This is a genomic window from Salinarimonas ramus (assembly GCF_014645695.1).
Classification (GTDB): Bacteria; Pseudomonadota; Alphaproteobacteria; order Rhizobiales; family Beijerinckiaceae; genus Salinarimonas; species Salinarimonas ramus.
In genome coordinates this window covers 304,198-326,105 of sequence record NZ_BMMF01000004.1, presented here as the reverse complement: position 1 = coordinate 326,105, position 21,908 = coordinate 304,198, and the positions used below count along the sequence as shown (strand labels likewise).

Below are 21,908 nucleotides of genomic sequence, written 5' to 3'. Positions count from 1 at the left end.
CGGTGAAGGGGTGGCCGCTCAGCCGGAGGGAGGCGCGTCCGCCGCGTGCCCGAGCCGCACGAGGGCCGCCTGCGGGTTCGCATAGGCTTCCTGGCGCGGCACGCTCCAGTACCGCAGCTGATCCAGCGGAATAGCCGCCCCCGTGACGCCGCAGCGCACGAAGGTGCCGGGCTTCACCACGCGGAAGGTGGAGTCCAGATATTCGACCTGAGCCTCGCCGCCCGGCCGCTCGAGCTTGTTCATCGCATCATCCGTGTCGCGCGCGGGGCCGCGCGCCGTCGCACGAGCAATAGCGGAAAGGGGGGCGGGGGTTCAACTCGGGGCGGAGACGGCGAGCACGATCCGTCCCACCTCGCCCGCGACGCCATGGTCCCGCACCACGATGTCGACGTCCTTGCCGAGCGCAGTCAGCCAGGTGAGCAGCCGCTCGACCGGAAGCTGACGGAATTGTCCGCGAAAGACACGATCGAGCTCGTCTCGCGAGACGCCCAAGGCCCGCGCTGCCTCCGCATCACCGATCCCGGGCTGCTCGACGATCCTGATCAGCTCCGTGACGATGCGCGCCTTGAGCGCGTGGGCGCTGGCATCTGCGCTGCCCAGGTCCGCGAACACGTTGCCGCTCGAGGGCCGGATGTCTTCGCTCGCTTCGATCATCGTCATCTCCCGTCGAACCTGTTCGCGTAGTCCGCCTCGGCTTCCCTCAATCTATACTTTACGCGATCGAGTTCGATCGAGGGAGTCGAAATGCCGCTTCTCGATTTCTTCACGAAGGTATGGAGCACATAAACGCATTGCTCGAACCGTGCCACATAGACAGCCCGGAAAGCTCGACCTTCGTGCTCCTCCCGTAGCTCCATGATGCCCGGGCCGAGCCCGCGGAGATTCTTCGCTCCTCTCGGATGAAGTCCCTCTTGGACGAGATGCAGGGCGAAGCCGAACGCGTCCTGCACATGAGCCGGAAACCCACGGAGGTCGCGAAGGCTCGATCCAACCCAATAGAGCGGGCGTTGCTCTGATTCATCCGAGGCCATGAGGCTCTATGGCGGAAGAAATCAAAGCATTCAAGTCGTAACTTTATACTATCTCCCGCTGCCCTCCAGCATGCGCGACAGCAGCTTGGCCGTGTAGTCCACCATCGGCACGATGCGGGCGTAGTTCAGCCGCGTGGGGCCGATGACGCCGAGCACGCCAACGATCTTCTGCGCGCCGTCGCGGAAGGGGGCGGCCACCAGCGACGAGCCCGAGAGCGAGAACAGCTTGTTCTCCGAGCCGATGAAGATGCGCACGCCCTCGCCCGCCTCGGCCCGGCCCAGCAGGTCGATGACGTCGGTCTGGGTCTCGAGATCCTCGAAGAGGAGGCGGATGCGCTCGAGATCCTCCAGCGCCTGGAGGTCGGCGAGGAGGTTCGCCTGGCCGCGTACGATGAGGTGACGCTGGTCGACGCCCTGCGAGGGAAAGGCCACGCCCGCCTCGATCAGCCGGGCGGTCAGGGCGTCGAGCTCGCGCTCCATCGATTCGCGCAGCACGCGGGTCTCGTCGCGCACGTCCGCCAGCGTCTTGCCGCGGATGCGGGCGTTGAGGAAGTTCGCCGCCTCGGTGAGCGCGGAGGCGGGCAGGCCCGGCGGCAGGTCGAGGAGGCGGTTCTCCACCGAGCCGTCCTCCGAGACGAGGACGACGAGGGCGCGCATCGGATCGAGCCGCACGAACTCGATGTGCTTGAGGGTGGGGTCCTGCTTGGAGGTGACGACCACGCCGGCGCCGCGGGAGAGGCCCGACAGCATGGCGGAGGCCTCCGCCAGCGCGCTCTCGAAGTCGCGCCCCTGCGCGGCCGCGCGCATCTGCGCCTCGATGTTGCCGCGGTCCTCCACCGAGAGATCGCCGATCTCGAGCATGGCGTCGACGAAGAAGCGAAGGCCCGTCTCCGTGGGCAGGCGCCCGGCCGAGGTGTGGGGGGCGAAGATCAGCCCGGCATGCTCGAGGTCCGCCATGACGTTCCTGACCGAGGCCGGCGACAGCGGCGCGTGCAGGAGCCTGGAGATGTTGCGCGAGCCCACGGGCTCGCCGGTGGCGAGGTAGCTTTCGACGATCTGGCGGAAGATCTCGCGCGAGCGGTCGTTCAGCTCCGCGAGGGCGCGGGCCTGGGAGAGGGGATCCGAGCGGGAGGGGCTCTCGCCGTTCATGGGATGCGCAACTTCGCTGGTGGCGTGGGCGGCCGGGATGACATCGCCCAGAACGATTATGTGCCCACCGAGCCCCGCCTGCGCAAGCCGATCGGCCCGAGCCGGTCAGTTCGAGGCGCGCCGCGCGACGCCGCCGCCGTCGATGGAGACGCGGGAGGCCTCGATGATGCTCATGCCGATCTGCGTGCGCACCTCGATGCGCATGGGCAGGAGCACGCGGCCCTCCTCCAGCGGCGCGAGCCACACCGCCATGTCGCGGTTGTCCTCCATGAAGCGCACGGCCTCCCGGCCCTCGCGATGGCCGGAGACGGCACGGAAGCGCGCGTTGCAGACGAGGACGGGGCCGCTGTAGCCGGGCTTCTCGATGGTCCGCTCGCCGCCGTAGCTGAGCACGATGTCGAATCGCGAGGCGCCGTCGAAGACCGGAATGGTGCGCTCGCACTGGCCGGGATCGGTCGCCGCCAGGCGATTGCGGGCGGGGAAGAGGAAGGCGCTCACCGGGTCGACGACGCCGCGGCGATGGGCGGCGCGCACGGGAACGCGGTCGGGATGCTCGGGGAGCGGCGGCAGGATCTCCACCGCCGAGACCGAGCCGCCGGAGAGGCCCATGCGCACGGTGCGGCTCGCGCGGCTCGAGGCCGAGTTCACCGCAAAGGAGGCCGGCGCCACGCGCTCGCCGTCGACGCGGCCCGTCGCCGTCGCCGCGCCGCGGCCGTCGGTGACGAGGCCGGCGAGCCCCACGAGGCGCGCCTGGACCTCGATCTGGTAGCGGCGCCCGTCGGAGGAGGACGTCACGTCCGCCTCGCCCACGGGGAACCCTGCGAGCCAGATGCCGTAGGTGGCGTCGAAGGTCGAGCCGCGTGCCTGCGCCGCGTTCGGCACGAGGGTGCCGAGCGCCATGGCGGCGGCGAGGAGAGCGGAGGCGAGGCGGGGCGCACGCATGGCGTTTCCTTGGGTCCCGTCGGGTCCGGTCGCTCCGGGAGCCCGCCCACGAGGGGGTCGTCGAGAGGCTCCTCGGCGAATCGGGCGTTGTCGAGGCGGAGTCGACCATCGACCCTGATGGTTAACGCTCTCCTATCCTTGACGCGACCCGGGGTCTTCGCCTATAGGCTCCGACCTTCAAGGGACACCGGTGTCCGGTCGCCCCGCATCCGTGCGCGTCGCGCGCGGGAGCGTGGGAGAGAGAAGCGGCCGCACCTCCATGGATAGGACGAACAAGACCATGTCGCGCCGCTGCGAACTGACCGGCAAGGCCGTTCTGACCGGCCACCTCGTGAGCCACTCGAACCGCAAGACGAAGCGGCGCTTCCTGCCGAACCTCGTCAACGTGACGCTCCAGTCCGAGACGCTGGGCCGCTCGGTGCGCATGCGCATCTCGGCCGCGGCGCTCCGCACCGTCGAGCATCGCGGTGGCCTCGACGCGTTCCTCGCCAAGGCGAACGACGTCGAGCTCTCGCAGACGGCGCGGACCGTCAAGCGCGAGATCGAGAAGAAGCAGCTCGCCGAGACCGCCGAGGCCTGAGGCCCGGCGCAAGATCGGTCGAGCCGATCGAGGGGCGGCCCGCGCGGCCGCCTTTCGCCGTTTGGAGCGGCAGGACGCCGCTCGACGCAGAATCCGAAGGATTGCAGGGCCATGAACGCCATGCGACGCGACACGACGCGCCCGGACGACCGCACGCTCCTCCTCGTCGCCGTCGCGGCGATGGCGGTGGTGGTGCTGTCGTCGAACATCCTGGTGCAGCACCCGATCCAGGCGCTCGGCCTGCAGGATTGGCTGACCTGGGGCGCGTTCACCTATCCCTTCGCGTTCCTGGTGACGGACCTCGCCAATCGTCGCTTCGGCCCCGCGGGCGCGCGCAAGGTGGTCTATGCCGGCTTCGCGCTCGCGGTGGCGCTGTCGATCTACCTCGCGACGCCGCGCATCGCCATCGCGTCGGGCATCGCCTTCCTGTCGGCGCAGCTCGTCGACGTGGCGATCTTCAACGCGCTGCGCGCGAAGGCGTGGTGGCTCGCGCCGCTGACCTCCTCGATCCTGGCCTCGGCGCTCGACACGGCGCTGTTCTTCTCGCTGGCCTTCTATTGCGGGCCGGTGCTCGGCGGTGAGACGATCTCGGGCCTTCTCGGCTCGGTGGGCATCGCCGACGAATGCATCGCCCTGCCGTGGCAGACGCTGGCGCTGGCGGACTGGGCGGTGAAGCTCGCCATCGCGGCGGTCGCGCTCGTGCCATACGGCGCCATCGTCTCGCGGATGCGGCGCTACGAGGACCTGCACGGGGCGGCCTGAGCCGCCCCGATCGAGCAGGCGATGAAGGGAAGAGGGGAGAGGCAGGCGCGGGCGCTCAGCCCTTCTCCTTGAGGATGCGCGACTTCTCGCGCGCCCAATCGCGCTTCTTCTCGGTCTCGCGCTTGTCGTGCAGCTTCTTGCCCTTGCCCAGGCCGAGCTCCACCTTCGCGCGTCCGCGATCGTTGAAATAGACCCGCAGCGGTATGACCGTGTAGCCCTCGCGCTGCGTGGCGCCCAGCAGCCTGTCGATCTCGCGGCGGTGGAGCAGCAGCTTGCGCGGGCGGCGCGGCTCGTGATTGAAGCGGTTCGCCTGCAGATACTCGGGAATGTAGGCGTTGTAGAGCACCAGGTCCTCTCCCGAGGGCCCGGCATAGCTCTCCCCGATCGTCGCCTTGCCCGAGCGCAGCGACTTCACCTCCGTGCCGGTCAGAGCGATGCCGGCCTCGTAGGTGTCGGAAATCTCGTAGTTGAACCGCGCCTTGCGATTGTCGGCGACGACGCGGTGGGAATGGGCGTTCTTCTGCGCCATCGAACTCTCAGGTGTTGATCAGCCCGGCCGCCCGCATCGCGCCCCGCACCAGCTCGCGCGCCGCCTCGGAGGCGGGCACGAGCGGCAGGCGGACCTCGTCGGACATGCGGCCGAGCACCGACAGAGCGAACTTCGCCGGCGTCGGGTTGGTTTCCACGAACAGGTGCTGATGCAGCGGGAACAGGCGGTCGTGCAGCTTCAGCGCCGTCGGCATGTCCCCGGCGAGGCTCGCCGCCTGGAACTCGGCGCACAGGCGCGGCGCGACGTTGGCCGTCACCGAGATGCAGCCGTGCCCGCCATGGGCGTTGAATCCGAGCGCCGTCGAATCTTCGCCAGAAAGCTGTACGAAATCGGGACCGAGCACGGCGCGTTGCTGGCTCACCCGCACCATGCTGGCGGTCGCGTCCTTGACCCCGGCGATGTTGCGCAGCTCGTAGAGGCGCGCCATGGTCTCCACCGACATGTCGATCACCGAGCGGCCGGGGATGTTGTAGATCAGGATCGGGATCCCCACCGCGGCGTCGATCGCCTTGTAATGCTGATAGAGGCCCTCTTGCGTCGGCTTGTTGTAATACGGCGTCACGACGAGGAGCGCGTCCGCACCGGCGCGCTCGGCGTGGCGCGCGAAATCGATCGCCTCCGTGGTGGAGTTGGAGCCCGCACCCGCGATGACGGGGACGCGGCCCTTCGTCTCGGCGACGGTGATCTCCACGACACGCTTGTGCTCGTCGTGGGAGAGGGTGGGGCTCTCCCCCGTGGTGCCGACGGGGACGAGACCGGTGGACCCGTTCTCGATCAGCCAGTCGACATGCGCGCGCAGGGCCTCCTCGTCCACCGCGCCGTCCTCGAAGGGCGTGACCATGGCGGGGATCGAGCCGCGAATGCGAGAGAGGACGGCATGGGCGGACATCAGAGCGCTCCGAGCGATGCGGGGAGGGCCGCGCGGCGCAAGGCGCCGAGCGGGCCGCAACACATAGCGCGCGGACGCGCCCGGCGCAAACGCGTGATCCTCGCCGGAGCGACCGTGGTTTCGCTCCTCGCGGGACTGCCGGCCTTCGCCGCGGCCCCGCTGCCGCCGCCGCGGCCCGACCGCGCGGACGCGGCCGAGGTCGTCGACACGCCGGCGGCGTCGGACATCGCCGAGGCGGCGCGCGCCGTCGCCGAACTCGACCCGCGCGAGGTGGCGCTGCGGGAGATGCTCAACGCCTATGCCGACGGCCGCCTCCTCCTCGGCGACACCCTCGCCGCGGCCTGGGAGACGCTGGTCGACGGCGATCCGGCGGCGCGGATCACCGGCGAGTGGCTCGCCATCCGCGCCGGCGCCGTGCGCGAGTTCGAGCGTCTCTCCGCCTTCCTGAGCGACAATCCCGGCTGGCCCGAGACCGGCGTCGCACGGCGCCGGGCCGAGGAGGCGTTGTTCGACACGCGCGAGCGGCCCGACGTCGTCATCGCCTTCTTCGCGAGCGAGCGTCCCCGCACCGCGGAGGGCGCCATCGCGCTGGCCCGCGCCTTCCGCCAGGACGGCGCGGAGGCCGACGCCCGCGCCCTCGCCCGCGCAACCTGGCGCGACGAGCGCCTCGGCTCGGCGGAGGAGGACGCGCTGGAGGAGGAGTTCGGCGCGGCCCTCACGCTGGCGGATCATCGCGTGCGCTTCGAGCGCTTCCTCTTCCGCGAGGACTGGAGCGGGGCGCAGCGCATGCTCGCCCGTTTCCCGGAGGACGCGCGCGAGGATCTGGAGAGCCTGATCGAGACCCGCCGGGCCGTCCTCGCGCGGGCGCGCGACGCGGAGCGGCGGCTCGACGCGCTGCCGGCGCGGCTGCAGGCGGAGCCCTCCGTCCTGTTCTCCCGCCTCAAGCATCTGCGCTACGAGGAGCGGTTCGACGAGGCCGCGCGGCTCCTGTCGGGCGCGCCCAAGGAACTCGGCATCGTCATCGACGGCGACGCCTGGTGGAACGAGCGCCGCATCGTCGCGCGCTCGACGCTCGAGGCGGGCGACGCCGCGCGCGCCTACGCCATCGCGGCCAACCACGCGGCGGAATCGGCGAGCGACGTCATCGAGGCGGAATGGACCGCCGGCTGGATCGCGCTGCGCTTCCTCGACGCGCCGCAGGTCGCGGCCCAGCACTTCGCCCGCGCGGCGGAGGAGGCGACGCTGCCGATCTCGATCTCCCGCGTCGCCTATTGGCGCGGGCGCGCGGCCGCCGCCGCCGGGGAGGCGGAGGAGGCGCGCACGCATTACGAGACCGCGGCCGCTCACCCCATCGCCTATTACGGCCAGCTCGCGCTGGAAGAGATGGGCGAGACGCGCCTGCCCCTGCGCAGCCCCGGCGAGATCGACATGGAGGCGGCGCGCGCACGCCTCGCCGAGATCCCCGCCGCCCGCGCCATCGGCCTCCTCGACCGGGCCGGGCTCGAGGAGCAGACGATCCCGCTCTATTACGGGCTCGGCGCGCAGCTCGAGGATCCGGAGGCGATCGCGGCGCTCGGCGAGGCGGCGGTCGAGCGCGGCGACGCGCGCGGGCTCCTAGCGCTGGGGCGGGCCGCCGTCTATCGCGGCCTGCCGCTCGATCTCTACGCCTATCCGACGCTCGGCATCCCGCCCTTCGAGCCGGCGACGGAGGAGGTCGATCCGGCGCTCGTCTACGCCATCGCGCGCCAGGAGAGCGCCTTCCATCCGCGCGCGGTCTCGCATGCGGGCGCGCGCGGGCTGATGCAGCTGATGCCGGCGACGGCGCGGGCGACGGCGCGACGCTTCGGCCTCGCCTACGCGCCCGAGCGGCTCCTGTCGGACCCCGCCTACAACGCGACCCTCGGCTCGGCGCATCTCTCCGAGCTGATCGACCGCTGGGGCGGCTCCTACATCCTCGTCTTCGCCGCCTACAATGCCGGCGGCGGCGCGGTGTCGCGCTGGATCGAGCGCTTCGGCGACCCGCGCGGGGACCGCGTCGACGCGATCGACTGGGTGGAGATGATCTCCTATCCGGAGACGCGCAACTACGTGCAGCGCGTGATGGAGAACTATCAGGTCTATCGCCGCCTGCTGCACGAGGACCGCCCGCTCTCCATGCGCGCCGACCTCGCCCGCGGCGATCCGCGCTGAGCGCCGCGCCCGACCGGATGCGAAGAGCCCCGCCGGGACGGCCGTCCCGGCGGGGCTCTCCTTTCGTGCGGGCGGCCGCATCACTCCGCGGGGACGATGGCGGGGGCGCGCATCATCGCGATCGCAGCGAGGCCCGCGACGGTGAAGCCGGCTGCCACCGCATAGACCGAGGCGAGGCCGCCGAGGTCGAGGATGAAGGCGCCGACCATTGCGCCGAGCCCGATGGAGCCGTTGAACAGGGCGACGTAGATCGCCGAGGCCGGCAGGGCGTCGGCGCCCGCTTCCTTCAGGATCCAGGTCTGGAAGCCGACCAGGATCGCCGCCACCGCGCCGCCCCACAGGACGAGCATCGCCGCGATACCGACGATCCCGAGCTGGGGTCCGAGCGTGCCCAGCGCCAGGAGCGAGCCCGAGGCCGCGACGAGCGAGAGGACGAGGATGGCCTTGAGCTTGCCGTCGATGAGCGCGCCGGTGAGCACGTTCGCGGCGATGCCGGCGGCGCCGAAGGCGAAGAGCAGGGGCGCGATCGCCGCCGGCGCCATGCGCGCCGTCTCGCCGAGGTAGGGCTCGACATAGGTGAAGGCCATGAAGTGCGCGGTGATCGCGAGCAGCGTCGCCACGAAGATGCGCGAGAAGCGCTGATCGCGGGCGATGCGCACGAGCGTGCCGGCACCGATGCCGCCGCCGCCGCGGATCGTGGGGACGCTCGCGAGCACGGCCAAGGCGACGACGACGGCCAGCACGCCGATGGCGGCGAAGGCGGTGCGCCAGTCGCTCGCCAGCCCGATCGCGTTGGCGAGCGGCACGCCGATGACGCTCGCCGCCGACACGCCGCCGAAGATGATCGAGGTCGCGAGCCCGACCTGGCGCGGCGGCACGAGCTGGGCGCCGAGCGTGCCGATCATCGCCCAGAAGGCACCGTGGGCGATCGCGCCCACGACGCGCGCGACCATGAGCGCGCCGAAGCTCTCCGCCATCGCGGAGGCGCCGGCGGAGACGGCGAGCACGACGAGTAGGCCCGCGAGCAGCGGGCGACGCGGCGCGCGCCCGAGCGTCACCACGGAGACGAGCGCCGCTCCCGCCGCGATCCAGGCGTAGAGCGTCACCACGAGGCCCACCTGCTGGGGCGGGCGGTCGAGATCGCCGCCGATCTGGGAGAGCAGCCCGATCGGCGCGAGCTCGGTCGTCACGATCGCGAAGCTCGCCACGCCGAGCGTGGCCACGGCGATCCATTCGCGCCAGCCGGCGCGTTGCGAAACGTCAGTCATGGGATTGCCTCTGGTGAGTCTCAGGTTGTCTCGGGCGCGCGGGCCTCGGACGCTCCCGCTTCGGAGGTCCGGGCGAACGCCGCCTTGGCGGAGGTGATCGCGTTCATCGCCGCGGGCACGCCGGCATAGACGGCGACCTGGTAGACGATCTCGACGATCTCCTCGCGGGTGACGCCGGTGTTCATCGCCGCGCGGATGTGGAAGTCGAGCTGTCCGGACGCCGTGCCCATGGCGGCGAGCATGGCGACCGTCATCATCTCGCGCGTCTTCAGGTCGATGCGCGGGTTCGACACGACGTCGGTGAAGGCGAAGCCGAGGACGATCTCCACGGCGCGCTCGTCGAAGGCGTCGAGATTGGCCGCGACGCGCGCGGGCGCGCCGGGCTCGAGGCGATCGAGCAGCGCCAGCGCGTCGGCGCGGCGCTGCGAGGCGGGGGAGGCGGGCGATCCGCTCACGCGTTCACCCCCTTCATGCCTTCGGGCGTATAGCGCTCGCCGACGACCGGCACGCTCGACACAGCCTGCTCCAGCGCCTCGCACTCGTCGTCCGAGAGTCGGATCTCGGCGGCGGCGACGTTCTCCTCGAGGTAGCGCAGGCGCTTCGTGCCCGGGATCGGGACGATGTCCTCGCCCTTGGCGAGCAGCCAGGCGAGGGAGAGCTGGGCCGGCGTGCAGCCCTTCTCCTCCGCCATCTCGGTGATCACGTCCGTGATGCGGCGGTTCTCGCCGAGCGCGCCGTCGGCGAAGCGCGGCAGGCCGGCGCGGAAGTCGCCTTCCGCGAACGCCTCGCCGGCCTGGAAGCGACCGGTGAGGAAGCCGCGCCCGAGCGGCGAATAGGCGACGAAGCCCACGCCCAGCTCGCGGCACGCCGGCAGCACCTCGTCCTCGACGCCGCGGCTCCACAGGGAATACTCGGTCTGCACCGCGGTGACCGGATGGACCGCGTGGGCGCGGCGCAGCGTGCGCGCGCTCACCTCGCACAGGCCGATGCGGGCGATCTTGCCCTCCTCGACGAGGCGCGCGAGCCCCTCCATCGTTTCCTCGATGGGCTGGGCCGCGTTGACGCGGTGGACGTAATAGAGGTCGATGCGCTCGACGCCGAGGCGCCGAAGCGAGGCTTCGCAGGCGGCGCGCGCATAGTCCGGGCCGTTGTCGAGGCTGCGCTCGTAGGCGCCGGGCTTGCGCACGATGCCGAACTTGGTGGCGACCTTCACGCCCGCCCGCGCCGGGCCGTCGAGGCCCTTCAGGAAGGCGCCGATCAGCTCCTCGTTGTGATGGGGGCCGTACATGTCGGCCGTGTCGAGGAAGTCGATGCCGAGGTCGACGGCGCGCTCGAGCACGCGCACCGACTCGCTGTCGTCCCGCGGGCCGTAGAACTCGCTCATGCCCATGCAGCCGAGCCCGATGGCGGCAACCTCGAGATCCTCTCCGAGCCTGCGCTTCTCCATGGTTTTTCTCCTTGTCCGTACGGCCCGGACTGTGGCACGCCGGAACAATGGAAAAATCAGAGATTATCGGTAACTCGGTTTCCATGAGCGGAAAGCGCACGGTGCGTCCCATCGTCTGGGACGACGTGCGCGCGCTCCTCGCCGTGTCGCGGCACGGCACGCTCAGCGCCGCCGCGCTCAAGCTCGGCGTGGGCATCGCCACCCTGTCGCGGCGCATCGATCGGCTGGAGGCGGCGCTCGGCGTGCCCCTCTTCCTGCGCCAGCAGACGGGCTACCAGCTCACCGAGGACGGCGCCGACCTCCTCGAGAACGCCGAGGCCATGGAGGCGGCGGCCTTCGCCCTCGAATCGGGGGCCGACCTGCAGGCGCAGCTCACCGGGCGCGTGCGCCTCGCCACCGCCGAGAACCTCGCCACCGCGCTCATCCTGCCGAGCCTGCCCGCCTTCCACGCGGCCCACCCGAACATCACGGTGGAGCTCGTCACCGACATCACCACCGTCAACGTCCATCGCCGCGACGCCGATCTCGCCATCCGCATGGTGAAGCCGGAGCGTGGCAACGTCACGCTCAAGCGCCTGGGAACGCTGGGCTACGGCCTTTACGCGAGCCCGGCCTACCTGGAGCGCCGCGGCGAGGCCCGGCCCGGCGTCGCGGCCTGGGAGGAGGACGCCTTCGTCGCCTGGAGCGAGGTCTACGCCCACCTTCCCGCGGCGCAATGGGTGGAGCGGATCCTGCGCGGCCGAAGGCCCGCCATCACCACGACCTCGCTTTCCACCCAGGTCGCCGCGACGGCGGCGGGGCTCGGCCTCGCCGTCCTGCCGCATTTCCTCGCCCGCGACGCGGGGCTCGTATGCGTCCAGGACGACATCGGCGTCGACCAGCCGATCTTCCTCGTGCTGCAGTCCGACCTCTCCCAGTCCCGCCGCATCCGCGCGCTCGCGGACTTCCTCGTCGACCTCGTCACGAGCAATCGCGAGCGGCTGCGCGGCTACTGACCGCACCCGACGAGCCGCACCGAACGGACGCGCCGGGCGCGAATCCGAGGCGTGCCATGCTGCAGCGCACCATCTTCCGTTTCCGGAAAATCGCTTGCCGCCCTTCGGCATCGCATCCCGTTTCGGAACGTGGGTTAATCAACCTGCGATCTGGACGACACAGTGTCACCACGCAGCCGCTGGTCGGATCCGGAGCGCCCACGAACCAACGGAAGGTGTCCCATGCCCGCCGACATGATCCTGATCTCGCGTTTCCCCACGAAGCCCGGCAAGGCCGGCGGCCTCGCCGCGGCGATGCCCTCGACCCCCGATCGCCGCATCCTCGTCGCGCTCGAGGGCGACGAGGTCGTGACCCTCGAGCCGATCTCCGCGCACGACAGCCTCGCGGCGCTGCGCGACACCGTCTCCGGCCTCGCCGGTGACCTCGCCAGCTGGCTCGCCGGCGACATCCGCCGCGAGCTGCTCGCCTTCGTCGAGGCGCCCAAGCCCTGCGAGGGGCTCCTGCCGGACACGCCGTTCCTGCAGCTGCGCCATGTCGAGGTGAAGCCGGACCGCATGGGCGGCTACCGCAAGTGGCGCGACGAGACGATCTTCGACGTCGTCCGCGGCGCCGAGGAGGTGGAGAGCTTCCTCGCCTACCACTCCACCGTCAGCGGCCAGCCCGGCGTGATGTTCGTGTCCGGCTTCTCCGTCGATCCGACGACCTACGGCGCCGTCTTCGCCTCGGAGCGCTACCGCACCATCGTCCAGGAGGCGGGCGACCAGTTCATCACCGGCGGCACCGACGGCCTCTACACCAAGATCTACCAGGCCCCCACGCAGCTCGCGGCCTGAGCGCGCCGCATCGCACCAGGAGACGAACATGAGCCCCGAAACCCTCGTCGTCGTCGCAGACAAGTTCGTCGAGTTCGCCGCGGGCAAGCGCGCGGTCACCGCGAGCCAGCTGCGCGCCATGATCGAGCTGCCCGAGGAGATCCTCCCCGGGCACACCGCCCTCGTCCGCGGACAGGGCCTCGCCGACACGGAGGTCGTCGAGATCGTCCGCCGCATCGAGGTGCGCGATCCCGCCGGCCGCCGCTTCGACGTCGACGGCCTACGCGCCGCGCCGCCGCGAGCCGACGCGAAGATCTCCCACAAGCACCGCACCTGCAACACGCTGATCTCGCGCCCCGAGAAGATCGAGGAGGACCTCTACGCGCTCGAGGTCTGCATCGACCAGGATTGCGAGCTGATGGGCGACCACCAGACCGGCCAGCACGTGCAGGGCATGATCCTCGTCGAGGCGGCCCGTCAGGCCTTCCTCGCGGTGACCGAGACCTACTTCCCGCACGCGGGCGCCGAGAAGACCTACTTCGTCATCAACTCGATGACGACGGACTTCCTCGGCTTCGTCTTCCCGCTCCCGGCGCGGATCGACTACCGCGTGCTCGAGAAGGACATCAACGAGCGCCGGCAGAAGTTCAGGATCGAGACGGACTTCGTCCAGGGCGGGGAGGTGCGCACGCGCGTCGGCTTCTCCTTCACGGTCTACCCGCACGAGGTGATCTCCTCGAAGGAGGCCGCCCTCGCGCAGGAGGCCTTCGCGGCCGCGATCGCGAGCATCGTGTCCGATCCCGAGCTCGGCCGGGCCGTGGCCTGACGGGCCTCGCGGGGCCCGCGAGGTGCGGGCCCCGTCCACCGACACGCGCGAGGAGACGAACGAGCCATGCGTTCATCCACCTTCACCCTCGACCTCACGACCCAGGGCCCGCTCTACCCGCCGAGCGAGGTCATGGACGAGGACGGCAACTTCATCCTCATCGGGGCGGTGAACCGGGAGGGGCCCGACGGGGTCGAGACCGGCTGGGGCGGGGCCATCGTCGCCGCCGACAGCCCGGTGCCGCCCTTCGGCGAGCGGGCGCCCTACCGCATCCTGGAGACGTTCGACCCGGCCACCCCGCCGCCGCACGTCGCCCGCAAGGTCCTGCACACGCTGCCGATTCCCCTGCCGTGCAATAATTACCACATGCTGTTCGCACCCGAGCAGGCGCCCGGCGCCCGCGAGGACGTGCGGCCGAGCTACGGCTTCCACGAGACGCCGATCCCCGATCTCGCGCGACCCGAGGACCGGCAGCTGCGCCGGCCGGTGACGCTCGGCGACTGGATCGGGGCGCGCGGCAGTCTAACCGTCGACATCCCGGACCACTGCCGCTCGGGTCGCTTCCGCTTCGCCATGGAGGGGCTCCTGCCGCGCTCGCTCTACACGATCATGAGCCTGCGCTCGGGCGATCTCGATCCCGGCGGGCCGACAAGGCCCGAGCCGCTCGGCGTGCCCAACGTCTTCGTCACCGATGCCGAGGGCCGCGGCGCGTACGACGTCGAGATCGCCGATCCGTTCCCGGCGCCCGGCTCCGGCGGCAACCGCATCGTCAACGTCGTCGTCCTGTTCATGTCCTACCAGCTCAGCCACGGCGGCGCGATCGGCCGCTATGGGCTCGGCGGCGACATCCACGCTCAGCTGAAGTTCGCGCGACCCGTCTTCGGCGATCTCGTCACGCGTCGCTGAAGAGCCGGCCGCGCCACGCATCCTCCGACACGAAAGGAAAGCACCTCATGCCCGTCATCCAGATCTCGACCTTCGAAATCAAGGACCAGGAGAAGGCCCAGGCCCTCCTCGAGGAGGTCACCGCCGCCATGCACCGCGTCACCGGCGTGCCGCTCGACAAGATCAGCTGCTTCCTCACCGAGGTGGCACCCGCGCGCTGGGCGGATGCCGGGGTCGTGGGCAGCGCACCCGATTTCCCCACCCGCAGCCGCCGCAAGAGCTACGACGAGGAGCCCGGCTCGTGAGCGCCGCGGAGCCGCGCTTCGCCTTCTTCGATGTCGACGACACGCTCGTGCGCATCAAGAGCATGTTCGACTTCTTCCGCTTCTTCGCGGCGATCCATCGCGGCAGCGAGACGCTGCTCGCCCGCTTCGAGGCGGAGTTCGCCCGGATGCGCGCGGACGGGCTGCCGCGCACGGAGCTGAACCGGGCCTATTATCGCTGGTTCGCCGGCCTCGCTCCGGCGGAGCTGGCGCACGCGGCGGAGGTGTGGGGCGAAAGGCGCCTGCGCGATCCGGCGCGGCTCTTCCTGGAGGAGCCCGTGCAGCTCCTCGGGCGCCTGCGGGAGGAGGGCTACGCGCCGGTCTTCGTCTCGGGATCGTTCCCGGAGATCCTCGCGCCCATCGCCGCGCATCTGCGCGTCGAGCACGTGCTCTCCACGCGGCTCATCGTCGGCGAGGACGGGCTCCTCACGGGAGAGATCGACGCGCCGCAGACGATCGGCGAGGGGAAGGCGGAGGCGATCCGCCTCTTCCTCGCGGAGGTAGGCGGTGATGCGGGTGCGTGCGTCGCCGTAGGCGACGACGTCTCCGACCTCGCGATGCTCGACAGCGTCGGCGCGCAGGTCGCGGTGGGGGAGGGCGGAGCGCTCGCCGAGGTCGCGCATGCGCGCGGCTGGCCCGTCATCCCCGGCGTCGAGGCCGGGATCGAGGGATCCCGGCTCCTCGCCGTCAGGTGAGGCCGCAGACGATCTCGCGCTCGCGGAAGACGAGCGGGCGCGAGGCCGGCCGTCCGGTCTTGCGACGCGTGAGGAAGCGCGGGCGCCTGTCCGAGAGGAGCCCGTGCCGGCGGCGCTGGCGCGTCTCGCCGAGCGCCAGCGGCCCGATCTGCGGATAGGGCGCGCTCAGGCTCCCGTCGGGGTTCTGGAGCATCAAGGGGAGGCCGCTCGCCTGGCCGAGACGACGCCACACGGCGACGATCTCCTCCTCGGTGAAGCGCCCGAGTACCGTCGCGATCTCGCCGGTCTCGGCGATCGCGGCGATCTCGAAGGCGGGGGCCGCGCCCGTCGCCTGCTCGCCGCGTGCTGCCTCCTGGTCCTCGTCCCGCTCCGCGATGCGCATCGCGATCCCGACGAGGCGCCCCGGCGCCACGCACAGGCCCAGCGTGTCGAAAGCGCTCTCGTCCGTCTCGGGGAAGCCGGAGCCGTCCTCGAGGACGGCTCCGGCTGCGCGTGATCTGTCCGCCATCATGTTCGACGCCCTGTCAGCGTTGGGTGGACGGCGGCTTGTTCTTGGATGATCGCCGCTCGTTCCATGCGCCGATCATGCGGATGCTTCGTCCGCGGGGGCTTAAGCTTTTCGGTTAAAAGACGCTCAATGGGAGCGATGCTGAATCAATGCTTGCGACGCTTGTGGAAAAGCGCGCGCATCGGATCAACGTCTCGTCGACGTCCTTGCGCGGGAGGGGCCGCGCCCCTACCTTCGTCGTCATGACGGGCGCGCCCGCCGCCGCCCGAGACGAGATGTTCATGCCCCTCGATCCGCAGACGACAGCCCACCTCGCAGCCGCGCTCGAGGACGCCGCCCGCGAGGCCGGCGAGATTGCGCGCGGCTATTTCCGCGAGGGCGGCAAGACCACGGCGCGGGTCTGGAACAAGGCCGGCGGCTCGCCGGTGACGGAGGCGGACGTCTCCGTCGACGCCTTTCTCAAGGTGCGCCTCTCGCAGATCCTGCCCGAGGCCGGATGGCTCTCGGAGGAGACCCGCGACGATCCGGCGCGGCTCACCCGCGACCTCGTCTGGATCGTCGATCCCATCGACGGCACGCGGGCTTTTCTCAACGGCATTCCCGACTGGTCGGTGGCGATCGCACTCCTCGTCGACGGCCGCCCTCGGCTCGGCGTCGTGCACGCCCCGGCCCTGTCCAGCTTCTACGCCGCCCGCGCCGGCGCGGGCGCGACCTTGAACGGCGCGGCCATCGTCGCGAACGCCCGCGACGCGCTCGCCGGCTCGCGCGTCGCGGGTCCGCGGCCGATGGTGGACGCGCTGGAGCGCCGGGCCGGGCCCTTCGCTTCCGTGACGAAGGTGCCCTCGCTGGCTCTGCGCATCGCGCGGGTCGCGGCCGGAGACGTCGATCTCGCCCTCGTCACCGCCAACGCGCGGGACTGGGATCTCGCCGCCGCCGACCTCGTTCTCGCCGAGGCGGGCGGCGCGCTGACGGATCCCGCCGGCATGGCACCGGTCTACAATCGGCCGGAGCCGGTCCACGGCGTCCTGGTCGCAGCCTCGCACGCCTTGCATCCGCGTCTCGTTGAGGCCATGACGGGCGACGAGACCGACGCGCGACGCTCCGCCGCCGCGGGCTGAGCCCACGCGAGCGCGCCGCGCATCCGACGAAAACCGGGAGCCCGGCGAAGGCCGGGACATAACGAGCATGACCGAGATCAAGCAAGGCGTCCCCTCCGCCGCCGAGACCAAGCCTGCCGGCGACACCCAGCTCCTCCACCTCGTCTTCGGCGGCGAGCTCGACGATCCCAAGCACGTGCGCTTCCGGGATCTCGACGCGCTCGACATCGTGGGCGTCTATCCCAATTACGCCACCGCGTTCTCGGCCTGGAAGGCCAAGGCGCAGGCTACTGTCGACAACGCGCACATGCGCTACTTCATCGTCCATCTCCATCGCCTGCTCGAGCCGCCGGTCGGCTGACGGGCGCGGAAGAAGCCACGGGCATGTCCCTCCTCAAGCGCATCGGCAAGCATCCGCGGGTGAGAGCCGCGGCCGGCTACGCCTTCGCGCGCTATCTCGGCCTCGTGCGCCGCACGAACCGGTTCGTGATGGAGCCGGCGGACGCGCACGAGCGGATCGGGCCGCTCATGCCCGTGATCGCGGCGATGTGGCACGGCCAGCATTTCCTCGTGCACCTCGCCAAGCGCCCGCAGGATCCCACCGCCTGCCTCGTCTCGCGTTCCGGCGACGGCGAGCTCAACGCGATCGCGCTGGAGCATCTGGGCGTGCGCCCGATCCGCGGCTCGGGCGATCGCGGGCGCGGGCGGGTACGCGAGAAGGGCGGCGCCCAGGCGATGCGCGCCATGCTGCGGGCGCTGGAGGGCGGCGAGAGCATCGTCATGACCGCCGACGTGCCCAAGATCGCCCGACGGGCGGGGGAGGGGATCGTCACCCTGGCCAGGCTCTCGGGCCGCCCCATCGTCCCCGTCGCCGTGGTGACGAGCCGGCGCAAGATCTTCCGCAGCTGGGATCGCGCAACGCTGGGCCTGCCCTTCGGCCGCGGCGCCATCGTGATCGGCGACCCGATCTTCGTCGCGCGCGACGCCGATGCGGACGCGGTCGAGGCGGCGCGGCGCGCGGTGGAGACCGGCCTCGACGGCGTCCATGCCCGGGCCTACGCCCGCATCGGCGCCGACGATCCCGGCGCGGACCTGCGCACGACGTCGATGGCGGCCGCGGGAGGCGGCGCATGAAGCGCGGCTCGTCGCTCCTCACCTCCTACCGGATCGGCGTCTCGCTGCTCACGCCGGCCGCCTCCGGGCTGCTGCTGTGGCGGCGCGGCAAGGGCAAGGAGGACCCGACGCGGCTCGGCGAGCGCCGCGGCCATGCCGGCCGCGCCCGGCCGGACGGCCCGCTCGCCTGGCTCCACGGGGCGTCCATCGGCGAGACGCTCGCCATCCTTCCCCTCGTCGAGCGCCTGACGCGCCGCGGCGTGTCGGTGCTCGTCACGTCGGGCACGCGCACCTCCGCGCAGCTCGTGGCGCGGCGCCTGCCGCCCGGCGCGATCCACCAGTTCGTGCCCCTCGACGTGCCGCTCTTCATCCGCCGCTTCCTCGATCATTGGCAGCCGGATCTCGCGCTCTTCGCCGAATCGGAGCTGTGGCCGAACTTCGTCCACGCTCTCGACCGGCGCGGCGTGCCGCTCATCCTCGTCAACGGACGCCTGTCGGAGCGCTCCTTCCGGCGCTGGATGCGCGCGCCCAAGGCCGCGGAGGCGCTGCTCTCGCGCTTCGCCTTCTGCCTCGCCCAATCGCCGGCGGACGCCGAGCGCCTGGCGCGGCTCGGCGCGCCGCGGGTCGCCGTGGCGGGAAACCTCAAGTTCGATTCGCCCGCCCCGCCCGCCGATCCGCGCACGGTGGCGAGCCTGCAGGCGCTCACGGCGGGCCGGCCGATCTGGATGGCGGCCTCCACGCATCCCGGTGAGGAGGAGATCGCCATCGCGGTGCATCGGGCGCTCGCCAAGCGCTATCCGAGCCTCCTCACCATCGTCGCCCCGCGCCATCCCGATCGCGGTCCCGAGATCGCGGCGATGGCGCAGGAATCCGGGCTCGCCGCCGCACGGCGCGCCGACGGCATGCAGCCGGACCGGGCGATCGACCTCTACGTCGCCGACACGATCGGCGAGCTCGGCCTGTTCTATCGGCTCTCGCCCGTGGTCTTCATGGGCGGCTCGCTGGTGCCGCACGGCGGGCAGAACCCCATCGAGCCGGCGAAGCTCGGCGGCGCCATCCTTCACGGGCCGCACGTTCACAATTTCACCGACGTCTACGCCGCCATCGACCGCGCCCGCGGCGCACTGCCGGTGAACGACGCCCGCGCCCTCGCGGGCGCGCTCTCCGAGCTGCTCTCCGATCCCGGGCGGATGCGCACCATGGGACGCGCCGGCATCGGCGCCGTGGAAGCGCTGGGCGGCGCGCTCGAGCGCACGATCCGCGCCATCGACCCCTTCCTCGTCGACCTGCGCGGAGGCGCGTCGGGCTGATGCGGGCGCCCGGCTTCTGGACGGCGCCGGAGCCGACGCTGCCCGCCCGCCTGCTCTGGCCGCTCGGTGCCATCGTCGGTACGATCGGCGCGCGGCGCATGCGCAAGCCCGGCGCCCGCGCGGCCCTGCCGGTGATCTGCATCGGCAACTTCACCGCCGGCGGCGCGGGCAAGACACCCACCGCGCTCGCGCTGGCGGCGCTGCTGCGCCGCGCGGGGAGGAGCCCCGTCTTCCTCACCCGCGGCCATGGCGGGCGGGCGCGCACGCCGCTCCTCGTCGATGCCGCGATCCACGACCATCGCGCGGTCGGCGACGAGCCGCTCCTCCTCGCCCGCGCCGGGCCGACCATCGTCTCGCCGGACCGCGTCGCCGGCGCCGCGCTGGCGGCGACGACCGGCGCCGACGTCATCCTGATGGACGACGGGCTGCAGAACCCGTCGCTGAAGAAGGACCTCGTCCTCGCCGTCCTCGACGGCGAGACCGGAGTCGGCAACGGGCTCTGCCTGCCGGCGGGCCCCCTGCGCGTGCCGCTCGAGGCGCAATGGCCCTTCGTCGACGCCCTCGTGCTGATGGGCTACGGCGCCGCCGGCGCGCGGGTCGCGGCGGAGGCGGCGCGCAGGGGCAAGCCGGTCTTCCGCGCGCGCCTCGCCCCCGATCCGAGCGTGCTCGATCGCCTCGACGGCGCGCGGGTTCTCGCCTTCGCGGGCATCGGGCGGCCGGAGAAGTTCTTCCGCACGCTGGAAGATTGCGGGGCGAGCCTGATCGAGCGCGTGGCGCTGCCCGATCATCACGTCTACCGGCCGGGCGAGGTGCAGGCGCTGATGGCGCACGCGACGGCGCGCGGTCTCGTGCCGGTGACGACGGAGAAGGACGCAGCACGGCTCCCGGCGCTCGAGGGGCTCCTCGCCCTGCCCGTCACCGCCCGCTTCGAGGACGAGGCGGGGCTCGCCGCGCTCGCCGCGGAGCGCATCGCGCGACCGTGAGGCTGAGGTCAGACCCAGCGCCAGGCGCCGTCCTGGATCACGAGCACGCGACCCTGCCAGATGTCGAAATGCGGCGCGCGTTCCGTCGCCGCGTCGGCCATCAGCGTGAGCAGCGCGCGGGCGACGCCGCCATGGGCAACCATCACGGTGTCGCGCACGAGGCCTTCGACCACGGGTGCGAGACGCCTCGCGAGCATGGCGTAGCTCTCGCCCTGCGGCGGCACGAAGCCCCACTTGTCCGCCTCGCGCGCCGCCGCGCCGGCGGGATCGCGGTCGCGGATCTCGGGCCAGGTGGAGCCTTCCCAAGAGCCGAAGGAGATCTCGACGAGCCGCTCGTCGAGCCTGTAAGCATCGCGCGGCAGGCCGAGCGTGCCGCGCAGGATCTCCATCGTGTCGCGGGTGCGGCGCATCGGGGAGGCGACGAAGTCGAGCCGGGCGAGATCGCCGCGCACGAGGGAGCGCAGGGTGCGCGCCGCCGCCTCGGCCTGGACGCGCCCGAGCGCGTTCAGGTCCGTGTCGCGCCCGCCCTGCAGGCGCCCTTCGGCGTTCCAATCCGTCTCGCCGTGGCGGACGAAGTAGAGGACGGGTCCGGCCAAGGCGCGCTCCTCCGCTCGCGTCGCGCGTGCCGGCGGCACGCGGGGCGCGCTCAGTCCTTGTCGAGGGCGATGTCGGGGGCGTCGGGGTTCTTCATGCCGACGATGTGGTAGCCCGAATCGACGTGCACCGTCTCGCCGGTGATGCCGCGCGACATGTCCGACAGGAGGAAGGCGGCGGTCTCGCCGACCTCCTCGATCGTGGTGTTGCGACGCAGTGGGGAGTTGTATGCGTTCCACTTGAGAATATAGCGGAAGTCGCCGATGGCGGAGCCCGCCAGCGTCTTGATCGGCCCGGCCGAGAGCGCGTTGACGCGGATGTTCTGCGGGCCGAGATCGGCCGCCATGTAGCGAACGGACGCCTCCAGCGCGGCCTTGGCGACGCCCATGACGTTGTAGTGCGGCATCCACTTTTCGGCGCCGTAATAGGTCAGCGTGAGCAGCGAGCCGCCGTTGGGCATCAGCTTCTCGGCGCGCTGGGCGATGGCCGTGAAGGAATAGCAGGAGATGGCCAGCGAGCGCGTGAAGTTCTCCTCCGACGTGTCGACGTAGCGACCCGTCAGCTCGTCCTTGTCGGAGAAGGCGATGGCGTGGACGACGAAATCGATCGTGCCGAGCGCCGCCTCGGTCTGGGCGAACACGGCGTCGATGGTGGCGCCGTCGGTGACGTCGCAATGCCCGACGACATGGGCGTCGAGCTCCTTCGCCAGCGGCTCGACGCGCTTCTTGAGCGCGTCCCCCTGGTAGGTGAAGGCGAGCTGGGCGCCCTGCTGGCGCGCGGCCTTCGCGATGCCCCAGGCGATGGAGCGATTGTTCGCCACGCCCATGATCAATCCGCGCTTTCCGGCAAGGATGCCGGAACCTGTCTCGTCCGCCATGAAACACCCGACTGAGGTTCGAAGGCCCGGGGCCGTTTCCGGCCTCTTTAGCCGACCGGACGGCCACAGGAAAGCGTCAAT

The 21,908-nt window shown here is 71.4% G+C and carries 27 protein-coding genes; 14 read left to right on the top strand and 13 right to left on the bottom strand.

All coding sequences use genetic code 11. The features are described 5' to 3' along the window. Positions 1–18: 18 nt before the first annotated feature. The 5 genes from IEX89_RS08380 to IEX89_RS08360 all read right to left on the bottom strand — a co-directional run bounded on the left by IEX89_RS08380 (position 19) and on the right by IEX89_RS08360 (position 3,122). Entirely contained in the window at positions 19–243 is a 225-nt protein-coding gene (locus IEX89_RS08380; RefSeq protein WP_188911619.1) for a DUF2093 domain-containing protein, read from the bottom strand. Positions 244–312: 69 nt separating this feature from the next. After that, on the bottom strand, positions 313–654 hold the full coding sequence (locus IEX89_RS08375; RefSeq protein ID WP_188911617.1) for a helix-turn-helix domain-containing protein: 342 nt from the start codon (positions 652–654) through the stop codon (positions 313–315). Between the two features lie 2 nt (positions 655–656). Then, positions 657–1,031 carry a type II toxin-antitoxin system RelE/ParE family toxin gene (locus tag IEX89_RS08370; protein ID WP_188911615.1) on the bottom strand — a complete coding sequence of 125 codons (375 nt, stop codon included), beginning with the start codon at positions 1,029–1,031 and terminating at the stop codon, positions 657–659. A gap of 48 nt (positions 1,032–1,079) precedes the next feature. Beyond that, complete coding sequence (gene hrcA, locus IEX89_RS08365; RefSeq protein ID WP_188911613.1) at positions 1,080–2,180, bottom strand: heat-inducible transcriptional repressor HrcA; 1,101 nt, start codon at positions 2,178–2,180, stop codon at positions 1,080–1,082. A 105-nt stretch (positions 2,181–2,285) separates the two neighbouring features. Next, the gene (locus IEX89_RS08360) at positions 2,286–3,122 is read right to left on the bottom strand and encodes a DUF3108 domain-containing protein (RefSeq protein ID WP_188911611.1); all 837 of its coding nucleotides are present in this window, start codon (positions 3,120–3,122) and stop codon (positions 2,286–2,288) included. Between the two features lie 280 nt (positions 3,123–3,402). Between IEX89_RS08360 and rpmB the strand changes: the two genes are divergently transcribed. Together rpmB and IEX89_RS08350 are read left to right on the top strand one after the other, a co-directional pair. Further along, positions 3,403–3,702: a 50S ribosomal protein L28 gene (rpmB, locus tag IEX89_RS08355; RefSeq protein ID WP_188911867.1), complete on the top strand. Its 300-nt coding sequence runs from the start codon at positions 3,403–3,405 to the stop codon at positions 3,700–3,702. Between the two features lie 111 nt (positions 3,703–3,813). Beyond that, positions 3,814–4,464 (top strand): queuosine precursor transporter, encoded by a 651-nt coding sequence (locus IEX89_RS08350; protein WP_373290561.1) that lies wholly within the window; start codon positions 3,814–3,816, stop codon positions 4,462–4,464. Positions 4,465–4,519: 55 nt separating this feature from the next. On the opposite strand, the gene smpB is transcribed toward IEX89_RS08350, so the two are convergent. Together smpB and dapA are read right to left on the bottom strand one after the other, a co-directional pair. Next, positions 4,520–4,993, bottom strand: coding sequence for an SsrA-binding protein SmpB (gene smpB / locus IEX89_RS08345; protein WP_188911610.1), 474 nt, complete (start codon positions 4,991–4,993; stop codon positions 4,520–4,522). A gap of 7 nt (positions 4,994–5,000) precedes the next feature. Beyond that, positions 5,001–5,903: a 4-hydroxy-tetrahydrodipicolinate synthase gene (gene dapA / locus IEX89_RS08340; RefSeq protein WP_188911602.1), complete on the bottom strand. Its 903-nt coding sequence runs from the start codon at positions 5,901–5,903 to the stop codon at positions 5,001–5,003. 114 nt (positions 5,904–6,017) lie between these two features. Here dapA and IEX89_RS08335 point away from each other — a divergent pair, with 114 nt between their 5' ends. Continuing rightward, positions 6,018–8,093, top strand: a complete 2,076-nt coding sequence (locus IEX89_RS08335; protein ID WP_188911600.1) for a lytic transglycosylase domain-containing protein — start codon at positions 6,018–6,020, stop codon at positions 8,091–8,093. 80 nt (positions 8,094–8,173) lie between these two features. Here IEX89_RS08335 and IEX89_RS08330 read toward each other — a convergent pair whose 3' ends face one another. From IEX89_RS08330 to IEX89_RS08320, 3 genes are read right to left on the bottom strand one after another with little or no spacing between them, the layout of a single operon-like run. Beyond that, a complete protein-coding gene (locus tag IEX89_RS08330; RefSeq protein WP_188911598.1) occupies positions 8,174–9,361 on the bottom strand; it encodes an MFS transporter in 1,188 nt (395 codons plus the stop codon). Positions 9,362–9,381: 20 nt separating this feature from the next. Continuing rightward, positions 9,382–9,816 carry a carboxymuconolactone decarboxylase family protein gene (locus IEX89_RS08325; RefSeq protein ID WP_244645198.1) on the bottom strand — a complete coding sequence of 145 codons (435 nt, stop codon included), beginning with the start codon at positions 9,814–9,816 and terminating at the stop codon, positions 9,382–9,384. Continuing rightward, positions 9,813–10,808, bottom strand: coding sequence for an aldo/keto reductase (locus IEX89_RS08320; protein ID WP_188911596.1), 996 nt, complete (start codon positions 10,806–10,808; stop codon positions 9,813–9,815). Before IEX89_RS08320 ends, IEX89_RS08325 begins: the two co-directional genes overlap by 4 nt. Positions 10,809–10,909: 101 nt before the next feature. Here IEX89_RS08320 and IEX89_RS08315 point away from each other — a divergent pair, with 101 nt between their 5' ends. The 6 genes from IEX89_RS08315 (at position 10,910) to IEX89_RS08290 (ending at position 15,345) form a co-directional block, all read left to right on the top strand. Next, on the top strand, positions 10,910–11,803 hold the full coding sequence (locus IEX89_RS08315; RefSeq protein WP_244645195.1) for a LysR family transcriptional regulator: 894 nt from the start codon (positions 10,910–10,912) through the stop codon (positions 11,801–11,803). A gap of 222 nt (positions 11,804–12,025) precedes the next feature. Further along, positions 12,026–12,637 carry a hypothetical protein gene (locus IEX89_RS08310; protein ID WP_188911592.1) on the top strand — a complete coding sequence of 204 codons (612 nt, stop codon included), beginning with the start codon at positions 12,026–12,028 and terminating at the stop codon, positions 12,635–12,637. Between the two features lie 28 nt (positions 12,638–12,665). Beyond that, positions 12,666–13,442, top strand: coding sequence for an AfsA-related hotdog domain-containing protein (locus tag IEX89_RS08305; protein WP_188911590.1), 777 nt, complete (start codon positions 12,666–12,668; stop codon positions 13,440–13,442). A 66-nt stretch (positions 13,443–13,508) separates the two neighbouring features. Beyond that, on the top strand, positions 13,509–14,348 hold the full coding sequence (locus IEX89_RS08300) for a hypothetical protein (RefSeq protein WP_188911588.1): 840 nt from the start codon (positions 13,509–13,511) through the stop codon (positions 14,346–14,348). 47 nt (positions 14,349–14,395) lie between these two features. Further along, entirely contained in the window at positions 14,396–14,632 is a 237-nt protein-coding gene (locus IEX89_RS08295; RefSeq protein WP_188911586.1) for a tautomerase family protein, read from the top strand. Next, positions 14,629–15,345, top strand: a complete 717-nt coding sequence (locus IEX89_RS08290) for an HAD family hydrolase (protein WP_210317599.1) — start codon at positions 14,629–14,631, stop codon at positions 15,343–15,345. The genes IEX89_RS08295 and IEX89_RS08290 overlap by 4 nt, the downstream gene beginning before the upstream one ends. Here the strand turns inward: IEX89_RS08290 and IEX89_RS08285 are convergent. Next, positions 15,338–15,853: a DUF6101 family protein gene (locus IEX89_RS08285; RefSeq protein ID WP_188911584.1), complete on the bottom strand. Its 516-nt coding sequence runs from the start codon at positions 15,851–15,853 to the stop codon at positions 15,338–15,340. The genes IEX89_RS08290 and IEX89_RS08285 overlap by 8 nt on opposite strands. A 275-nt stretch (positions 15,854–16,128) precedes the next feature. Here IEX89_RS08285 and IEX89_RS08280 point away from each other — a divergent pair, with 275 nt between their 5' ends. The 5 genes from IEX89_RS08280 to lpxK all read left to right on the top strand — a co-directional run bounded on the left by IEX89_RS08280 (position 16,129) and on the right by lpxK (position 20,356). Then, positions 16,129–16,971, top strand: coding sequence for a 3'(2'),5'-bisphosphate nucleotidase CysQ (locus IEX89_RS08280; protein WP_373290560.1), 843 nt, complete (start codon positions 16,129–16,131; stop codon positions 16,969–16,971). 67 nt (positions 16,972–17,038) lie between these two features. Further along, positions 17,039–17,311, top strand: coding sequence for a DUF4170 domain-containing protein (locus tag IEX89_RS08275; RefSeq protein ID WP_188911579.1), 273 nt, complete (start codon positions 17,039–17,041; stop codon positions 17,309–17,311). A 23-nt stretch (positions 17,312–17,334) separates the two neighbouring features. Beyond that, the gene (locus IEX89_RS08270) at positions 17,335–18,084 is read left to right on the top strand and encodes a lysophospholipid acyltransferase family protein (protein ID WP_188911577.1); all 750 of its coding nucleotides are present in this window, start codon (positions 17,335–17,337) and stop codon (positions 18,082–18,084) included. Continuing rightward, positions 18,081–19,373 carry a 3-deoxy-D-manno-octulosonic acid transferase gene (locus IEX89_RS08265; RefSeq protein ID WP_188911575.1) on the top strand — a complete coding sequence of 431 codons (1,293 nt, stop codon included), beginning with the start codon at positions 18,081–18,083 and terminating at the stop codon, positions 19,371–19,373. Before IEX89_RS08270 ends, IEX89_RS08265 begins: the two co-directional genes overlap by 4 nt. Further along, the gene (lpxK, locus tag IEX89_RS08260; protein WP_188911573.1) at positions 19,373–20,356 is read left to right on the top strand and encodes a tetraacyldisaccharide 4'-kinase; all 984 of its coding nucleotides are present in this window, start codon (positions 19,373–19,375) and stop codon (positions 20,354–20,356) included. Before IEX89_RS08265 ends, lpxK begins: the two co-directional genes overlap by 1 nt. 8 nt (positions 20,357–20,364) lie before the next feature. On the opposite strand, the gene IEX89_RS08255 is transcribed toward lpxK, so the two are convergent. Together IEX89_RS08255 and fabI are read right to left on the bottom strand one after the other, a co-directional pair. Next, positions 20,365–20,952 (bottom strand): histidine phosphatase family protein, encoded by a 588-nt coding sequence (locus IEX89_RS08255; RefSeq protein WP_188911571.1) that lies wholly within the window; start codon positions 20,950–20,952, stop codon positions 20,365–20,367. Between the two features lie 50 nt (positions 20,953–21,002). Continuing rightward, positions 21,003–21,827 carry an enoyl-ACP reductase FabI gene (fabI, locus tag IEX89_RS08250; RefSeq protein WP_188911569.1) on the bottom strand — a complete coding sequence of 275 codons (825 nt, stop codon included), beginning with the start codon at positions 21,825–21,827 and terminating at the stop codon, positions 21,003–21,005. Between the last annotated feature and the right edge of the window lie 81 nt (positions 21,828–21,908).